Genomic DNA, 8,393 nt, shown 5'->3' with positions numbered 1-8,393 from the left:
TACGCGTGAGACGAATGAGTTCTCGTCGGTGGATCCGACCATCGCCTTGCGTTGGGTGCCGGTGCAGGACCTGGCTGTGCGCCTGAGCTATGGCACGGGCACTCTGCCACCGTCGCTGAGTCAACTGGTGCCCATTGGCTCCGCGCAAACTGGGTTGCTCTACACAGCTTCTCGTGACCCGCGCCGTGGCAATACGCCCACCGGCCAATTCACGGGACTGTTCAATGGCAATCCCGATCTGGAGCCGGAGAAATCGAAGAGCTGGTCGGCGGGTTTGATCTTCACTCCTTCGGCGCTGCCCAGCTTGCGGTTGTCATTGGATTACACGCGCATCCAGAAGATCGACAACATCGGTACGATTCCAAACTTCGTGCAAGGCGTGATCGACAACGAGGCGTTGTTCCCGGGTCGCGTGGTGCGTGGGCCCAATCTGAGCACAGATCCTGTGGGTTGGGCCGGGCCAATCACTCACGTGGATGCAACTCCGCTGAACCTGGCCAGTGCCGAGCTGAAGGCTTGGGATGTCCAGATCGACTACCAGCTGAATACGCAACAACGCGGTGCCTTCGATCTGTTCCTGGTCGGCACCTACCAGCCGACCTACGCTCTGCAGCTGATGAGCGGGCTGCCGATGGTGGATTATGCAGGCATCAGTAGCGCGTATCCGTTGGAACTCAAATTGAATGGCGGCGTGAACTGGACCCTGTCGGCTTGGCGGGCGGGCTGGAACGTGAGCTATTTCGATTCCTATAAGGTGAGCACCGACGCGACCACGATTGCCAACCAGGGTGGCGACGGCAAGGTGGATAGCCAGATCTATCACGATGCCTTTGTGACCTACGATGTAGGTTTAGCGCGCGGCAACGTCAACAGCTGGCTCGCCGGCACTCAGGTGCAGTTGGGTGTCCGTAACGTCTTCAACAAGAAGGCACCCTTCGATGCCAGCAACACGATGGCGTACTACAGCTTGTTTGGAAACCCGCGCATGGCTTCGTACTACCTGACGGTTACCACGAAGTTCTGAAGACGGGGTGCTGCGGGATGACTGTTTCTCGATGTTCTTTTGTGCTGGTCGCGTGCGCGATGATCATCGCAACCTCAGCAGCTGCATCGCCGACGCAGCTGTTCGAGGGCGAGCCACGCGGTCCTTACGAGACCGGCACGATCGAGGAGTTGTGGGTGAACACGGTGCTGGACGATCCCAGCACCGCCGATCCAAACGACAAGCGCAAGATGATGGTGCAGGTGTGGTATCCGGCGTCGCCGCCTGCGGATGCGAAGCGGGCGCCTTACGTCATCAATCCACAGTTGTATGCTAAGGATCATTGGGTGCAGAAGCTCACGAGCGTGCAGACACGCTCGGTACTGAACGCACCCTTCGCGGCGGCGCCGTCGCGATGGCCCGTCCTTCTCTACAACCACGGCAGCGGTCAGCCGCAGTTCAGTGCCACGTTTCAGACCGAATTTCTCGCCAGCCACGGCTATGTGGTAGTCGCCATCGGTCATCCCGGCTCGAGCAATATCGAGCGCTTCCCCGATGGCACGAGCTATCGTAACGACGGCCAGACCTGGCAAGCGCGGCTGAATCGGGAAGACCGCATGCTCGACCGCGAGTCGTTCGAGTATGGGTTTGTGAATTCCGATCTCAGCTTGTTCTTGAACGACATCAGCTTCGTGCTCGATCGTTTGACCACGTTGAACGCGGATCGCAACAGCCGCTTCCATGAGCGGCTGGATCTCTCACGGGTTGGCACGCTTGGCTGGTCGCTGGGCGGAGTAACGTCATTGCAGGCGGCGCGCGATGATGCGCGCATCAAGGCGGCTGCCAATCTCGACGGCTGGGCGTACGGCCTCGCAGGCCCGAAAGGTGTCGTCACGCTCGGCAGCGAGCGGCCGGTGCTGTTGATGTTCAATCCGTCCAATGCGGGATTGAACACACCGCCGCCGCCTGGTGGTGAAGTGGATGCGATGAACATGGAGGCTTCGGCCTCAGCCGCCATGCATTTCTGGGGGCTGCTGCGTCGGAGCACCGCGGATTGGTATCACGTCACGGTCGCACGAACCAATCACGTCAGTTTCTCCGATCTGCCGTTGTTCGATGCGCCCAAGCCCCAGAATCTGCAGCCACGCACCGCGCACGCCATCATCAATAATTTTGTGCTGGAGTTTTTCGATCGCTACGTGCGGGGCGTGGACAAGACGCCGTTGCTCAGTGGCGAGACGAGCTATCCGGAAGTGACGGTGCTGCGTCGGCCGACGCCGGCCCGAAAGTAATAGCAGTCAGCGCTGCTGTTTCTGGTCGCTATAGGTCGTCTGCGAGATGAGATCGTCGACGCTGCCATCCGGTTTGTACGAGACGGCGGTCCGGGTGGTTTCGAGCTGATTGACCGAGTATCGGTAAGCGGTCAATCCAGTCACCTTGCCGTGAGAATACATATATTCGCGGGAAGGTTTATTGAAGCCAGGGCTGGCGGGATCCTTGTCGATCTCCTTGATCACCTGGCCATCGGATCCGTGGACGAACTCGATCAGGTCGTTCGGTGGCGATACCGCGAGCGCCGTGAGCCGCGGATCCGACGGCACAGGATGCGCGTCCGTCTGTCCAGGCACTGAAGTGGCAGCAGTCGTAACCGGCGGCTGCACGACCGTCGCTGCGGTTTCATTGTCGGGCTGTTGTTCCGTCGACGCGGTAGCGGGCGGCGGCGGGTCCGGTTCCGGCGAATCGTTCTTCAACAGCACTGCTGCGGCAATCACAGCAGCGAGTACGGCCACACCTGCAACTATCGGCTTGTTCACGACGCTACTCATCTTCAGTGCGTGAAAGTCACATCGTCGATAAAGACTGCATCGGCGCCGCCGGCGCCGTGGCTGTCCTTTTTGTATAGCCATTCGATGTCGTGGGCACCGAGCGTCAGTGGCACCGAGTATTGAGTCCACTGACTGTTGGCATAGATGGAGAGTACTTGAATGCCATCGACGTACACCTGCAATTGGTCGCCATAACTCTCGACGTCGACTCGAGCGTAAAAGCGTAGCTGGCCAGCCGTCGTCAGTACTCGGAAGCGAATGCCGCTGCGTTGAGAATCGCCGATCGGTCCCGAGCGCAGACTCGCCGTGCCCGTGCGGGCTGCGGCGGTCGTGATCGTCCAGTCGGCGTCGCTGTACGGTGTCGCGGCCCAGGCCGTCAACGTCGGATTGTTCTCGAACGACTGACTATAGCTATTGAGGGGCTGCGGCAGGACCGAGGCATCATTGGGATCGCCGCCATAGAGTACCTCGTCGAGATCGGTGTAGCCGTCATCGTCCGAATCCGTGTCCCAGGGATCGGACTGATGCGTGACGACCTCGTCGTAATCGTTCAAGCCATCACTGTCGCTATCCGCGCGCGCTGGATTGGTGGAGTAGGTAACGATTTCCTGCTGATCCGTGAGCCCGTCACCATCGGTATCGACGACCGATGGATTCGAGTGGTGAGCAAATTCGTCCGCGTTGCTGACACCGTCGCCATCCAGATCGCCGAGCGCATCGGCGGCGTTCGCATCGCTCAGGCCATAGAGTTGCTCCCACCAGCGCGGCAGCGTGTCGTTATCCTGGTCGTAGAAGGGCAAGCGCAGGAATGCGGTCGTGCCGTTCATGACGTGCACCAGATAGGCCTCGGTCTGACCGAACGCCAGGCGTAGCGGTGTGCCGAGATACTGATAGCTCATCAGCACGGCGCGGCTGTCCGCGTCTCTGATCTCGACTCGATCGGTGGTGTCCAGGTCGACGAGCACGTTGCCTTGCCAATGCGCGTCGGTGATGGTCGTGCCCAGCGCGCCCGCGGAGGTCAAGCCGGTGGCGTCGAAGAAATTGCCGGTGCCCAACAGAATGGTCTGACCATCGGGTGAGACGCGGATCGGCGGGGCTACGCCGTAGGCGCCGTGATAGGGCGACTCGCCGGCCGAGGTAATGGTACCGGTGGCTTGATCGATGACTTCGAAGTGCAAGTCGTTCGGGCTGGTGTCATCCCTCAGGAAATAGACCCGGGAGCTGACCGGATCCCAGGCGTATTCCCTGGAGTAACGGTTCCAATCCGCCTGGTCGGTGATGACGCCGCTGCTGTCGAAGACATAGTGAGTTGCCCATGCGCCGCTCGCGTCTTGCGCCAGCACGTAGTTGCCCACGGCGGCCAAGCCGTCGACGCTCATCGCAACGTTTGCAAATGGCATCTCCATACCGGTGTTCGAAGCGACGTCGATGTATTGAATCGCGCCGGTGCTGTAACCCAGGTACAAGCGCTGGTGAGCGCTCGAGTAGGCCATCTTGGTCGGCGCCAGGACGCTGAAGCCTTGATCCAGGCCGACCACGTGCGGATTCATATAAGTGCCGGTGGCCAGCGACCAGCGATAGACGCGGCGGTTGGCGGTGCTCAACAGATATAGGGTATCGCCCTGGCTGAGCACTTGATCCGGCACGTAGTTGGGAATGGTCGCGCCGTAGTTGCAAACACCGCCGCTGCCGTGTGACACCAAGTAGCACGCGGAGTCTTGCGGGAAGGCATCCAGGCTCAAGCCGGTCGTGCTGTCACTCTGACTACGGCCGGCATTCCATGCGTCCGGATAGCCGTCGCGATCGGTATCGACCGAGGCGGCCGGATCGAGCGGGAACGCGTCGGCGGCGTTGGGCACGCCGTCGTTGTCGCTGTCGTCGTTCGGCACATAGATGTGGAACTGCACCGTGCCGTTGTTGATCACGAGCACGGCCATGCGAGCGTCGGAACCGACGACGCGCAGCGCCTGACCGGTGAAGGTGAGTTGCTCTTGAGTGGCCAGGTTGCCGCTCAGGCGACGCAGCCTGGTTTGGTTGTTGGCGGTTGACAGCGTGACCAGCGAGTTATCGGCAAACCACCGTGCGTCGGTGATCTGCATGCCGAGCGAGCCGTTCCAGAGCAGGCCGTTCTGTCGGTAGATATCGCCGCTGCCCAACAACACATATTGTCCGCCGACGGAAATGCGAATCGGCGGTTGGATGTTGTAGGAGCCGTGATACGGCGTTTCGCCGGCGGCGGTGATCAGGCCCGTGTTTTGATCGATGACTTCGAAGTGCAAGTCGTTCGGGCTCATGCTGTCGCGGAAGAAATAGACGCGCGAGGTCACCGGATCCCACGCGTACTCCCTGGAGTAATAATTCCAGTCCGGCTGAGCTCGGACCACGCCGTTGCTATCGATCACATAGTGTCTGTCCCAGGCGCCGCTGCTGTCCTGAGCCAGCACATAGTTGCCGGCGGCGACCAGTCCGCCCACGCCCATGGCCGTGTTCGCGAAGGGGACTTCGGCGCCTCCTGACGACGTCACATCGATGTATTGAATCGCGCCGCTGCTGTAGCCCAAGTACAGGCGCTGATGGGCGCTCGAATACGCGATCTTGCTCGGTGCGAGGGTGCTGAAGCCCTCGTTGATGCCGACCACATAGGGATTCAGATACGTTGCCGAGGCAATCGACCAGCGATACACGCGGCGGTTGGCGCTGCTCAATAGATAAACGGTGTCGCCTTGCTGCACGACTTGATCGGGCACGTAGTTGGGTACCGTGGCAGCGTAGTTGCAGGTACCGCCACTACCGTGCGAGACGAGATAACACGCGGAGTCTTGCGGGAATGCATCCAAGCTCAAGCCGGTGGTGCTGTCACTCTGGCTGCGGCCGGCATTCCATGCATCGGGATAACCGTCACGATCGCTATCGACCGAGGCCGCACCATCGAGAGGAAAAGCATCCAGCGTGTTGGCGACACCGTCGCCGTCGCTATCGTTATTGGGCACATATTCGTGCAGATGTACGGTGCCGTTGTCGATCACCGCCACTGTCATCCGCGCATCCGTGCCGACGATGCGCAGTGCCTGGCCTGTGTAGGTGACTTGTTCGATCGTTCTCAGCGAGGGCGCGCTCAGTCGGCGTAGCGTCGTTTGATTGCCCTGGGTGCGCAGAGTCACCAGTGAGCCATCGGTGAACCAGCGCGCATCCGCAATCTGCGTTCCAACCGAACCGGACCACTGCAAGTCGCTCTGCCGATAGATGTCGCCGCTGCCGAGCAGGACGTACTGTCCTCCGCTCGAGACACGGATCGGCGGTTGGATGTCGTAATCACCATGATAGGGCGTCTCGCCCTCCGAGGTGATCTGGCCCGACGTTTGATCGATGACTTCATAGTGCAAGTCGTTCGGGCCAAAGGAGTCGCGGAAGAAGTAAACGCGAGAGGTTGTCGCATCCCACGCGAATTCCCTGGAGTAATAGTTCCAGTCCTCTTGATCCGTGACAGCGCCGGCGTTGTTGAACACGTAGTGCGTGCCCCAGGCGCCGCTGTCGTCCTGCGCCAGCAGATAGTTGCCGACGCTCGCGAGACCACCGATGCCCATGGCCGTGGTTGCGAATGCAACTTCGCTTTGGTTGGTCGCGACGGTGTCGACGTAGCGGATGGCACCCGTGGTGTAGCCGAGGTAGAGCCGGTGCTGGGCATGCGACACGGCGATTTTCGGCGCAGCGTTGCCTGCAGGGGTGAAGGGTAATGCGTCCAGATAACGCTGCTCTGAGACCGACCACCTGAACACCAGGCCGTGCGTGTTACTCAGCAGGTATAGAACGTCCTGTCCGTCGTAGGTGACATTGTCTGGGGAGTAGTCCGGCAGTTCCGCGGTGACCTCGAAGACCGTGGATCCTGCGCCGACCGTGAGGCGGGCGACCGTGACTTTCGAGTACGTTGCCGAAGAGCGCACACGCACGGTCACCGCTTGGCCGGCGCGAACCGTTCCAGCCGCTGTCGTGAAAGCGCCGCTGTCGATGGCGTATTCGCCGTTCTCGATGCTGATCGGCACCTGGGCGGTGATGCCCGTGATGGTGATGCGTTCGGAGACGATCCAACCGTTGCGAGTCGCGTTCGCGACCGGCGCGAACTGCAGGCCGTCCGGCATCGTGTCGTTCGCTGCAGGTGGCGCGGAGCCGCCGCTACTGCCGCCACCGCAACCGGCGAGGGCACCCAAGAGTGCCGACGCCATCCAAAGCGCAATTTGCTTCCGCATGCCCGCTGTCCGTCGTCTTTCAAATCCGTTCGTGGTCCGGGAGTGAATACTTGTAATGACTCCCGGGAGGGCAGTGTATCAGAGGCCGAACCGATTGCCGCGGGAGCGCGTCCACCTCGCCGACACAACGATATCGAACCGAATGTTATGTCTACTGTTGCTTGATGCGCCTACGGCCCAGGATCTGCACCCGCGCGCCGCGCAAGCCATCATCCACAACTTGGTCCTGGGGTTTTTCGATCGGAAGAAGCCGCGATCGTAAACGGGCAGATCACCGCGAAGCAGTTCGATTCTGATGTGGTCACGCTAGACCGGAAACATCACCCAGAGAGGGTTTTCTTCAGCACGCCAGCGCTCGAGCTCATCGAGTGACTGCTGGAAACCCTGAATCGCGGCAGCCATCGTTGACAGATCAGCGCTTCTGTTGCAATTTTTAGTCCGCGGCCTCGCGAACTAAAGCAGGCAGGGATGGAAGCTGCAGTCATACCTACTCAGCGCCGCTTCCCAGAAAATGAAAGCACGGCTGTCTGTCGAGGCCAGCGCAATGACGCGCTGTGTGCTTCGACGGGTACATGGATCGCAATCTGATTGAGTGTGCGAGGGAAGAATGGATTACGCACGACGAGCGTTGGCTCTTGTTGTTTGTGTTTGCCTGGTAGGGTCGGCGCACGCGGCGGAAACACTTACTTACACTTACGATGCCTTGGGACGGCTGTCCAAGGTGGTGACCGCAGGCGGGCCAGGCAGCGGAGTGCAGCGGGACTATCAGTACGACGCAGTGGGGAACCGCGAGGGCTTCCAGTCGACCGGCGCAACCAGCGGTAGCCCGGTCACCATCAGCCCGGTCAGCAACGTCGCGAACGTCGCATGGTACGGCGTCTCAGTCGGCGTCAATATCGCCGGCACCGGCTCTGCCGGAGGCATGGTGACCTTCACCGAGAACGGCGTGTTCCTCGGCTCTGCCTTCGTATACGGCAATCAAGCCAGCATCTTCCTCGAGGGTCTCGCCGCGGGCGTGCACACGATCACGGCGAGCTACACCGGCGATGGCTCGAACGCGCCTACTTCATACACGTTCACGATCAAGGTCCGGGACTTGCGTTGGCTGCCAGCGGTGTTGGACTTGCTGCTCCAGTAGCGCAAGCAGTTTAGCGGCGGCACGAGAGTCGATTGGATCGAAAGGCAAGGAGCGGAACAGATGCACGGTACAGGAAACGGCTTGCAGGCGTACGCGGTGCGGGTGCTGGGTTTGTTGGTCTTGACGTTTGCGGGAGTGCTGCAGCCGGTACATGCGCAGTCTGTTCCGGGGCCGTCACCGGTGCGAGCTTCCGTCGATGCCAA

General features: G+C 60.7%; 6 protein-coding genes. 3 read left to right on the top strand and 3 right to left on the bottom strand.

Annotated features, from left to right (window positions below; genetic code table 11):
- Both JNL55_RS35205 and JNL55_RS35200 read left to right on the top strand, forming a co-directional pair.
- Positions 1–1,024, top strand: a 1,024-nt coding sequence (locus tag JNL55_RS35205; protein ID WP_293866024.1) for a TonB-dependent receptor domain-containing protein, incomplete at its 5' end; no start/stop codon positions are given.
- Between the two features lie 59 nt (positions 1,025–1,083).
- On the top strand, positions 1,084–2,274 hold the full coding sequence (locus tag JNL55_RS35200; protein WP_293866021.1) for an alpha/beta hydrolase family protein: 1,191 nt from the start codon (positions 1,084–1,086) through the stop codon (positions 2,272–2,274).
- Positions 2,275–2,280: 6 nt separating this feature from the next.
- Here JNL55_RS35200 and JNL55_RS35195 read toward each other — a convergent pair whose 3' ends face one another.
- The 3 genes from JNL55_RS35195 to JNL55_RS37600 all read right to left on the bottom strand — a co-directional run bounded on the left by JNL55_RS35195 (position 2,281) and on the right by JNL55_RS37600 (position 5,145).
- Positions 2,281–2,796, bottom strand: a complete 516-nt coding sequence (locus JNL55_RS35195) for a hypothetical protein (protein ID WP_293866018.1) — start codon at positions 2,794–2,796, stop codon at positions 2,281–2,283.
- A 14-nt stretch (positions 2,797–2,810) separates the two neighbouring features.
- On the bottom strand, positions 2,811–3,635 hold the full coding sequence (locus JNL55_RS37605; RefSeq protein WP_415923228.1) for a hypothetical protein: 825 nt from the start codon (positions 3,633–3,635) through the stop codon (positions 2,811–2,813).
- Between the two features lie 1,237 nt (positions 3,636–4,872).
- Positions 4,873–5,145, bottom strand: a complete 273-nt coding sequence (locus tag JNL55_RS37600) for a CerR family C-terminal domain-containing protein (protein ID WP_415923226.1) — start codon at positions 5,143–5,145, stop codon at positions 4,873–4,875.
- A gap of 2,514 nt (positions 5,146–7,659) precedes the next feature.
- On the opposite strand from JNL55_RS37600, the gene JNL55_RS35185 reads away from it, so the two are divergent.
- Positions 7,660–8,190: an Ig-like domain-containing protein gene (locus JNL55_RS35185; protein WP_293866012.1), complete on the top strand. Its 531-nt coding sequence runs from the start codon at positions 7,660–7,662 to the stop codon at positions 8,188–8,190.
- Positions 8,191–8,393: the final 203 nt, after the last annotated feature.

The organism is Steroidobacter sp. (genome assembly GCF_016790065.1).
Classification (GTDB): Bacteria; Pseudomonadota; Gammaproteobacteria; order Steroidobacterales; family Steroidobacteraceae; genus Steroidobacter.
This window is presented reverse-complemented; position numbering and strand designations above follow the sequence as displayed.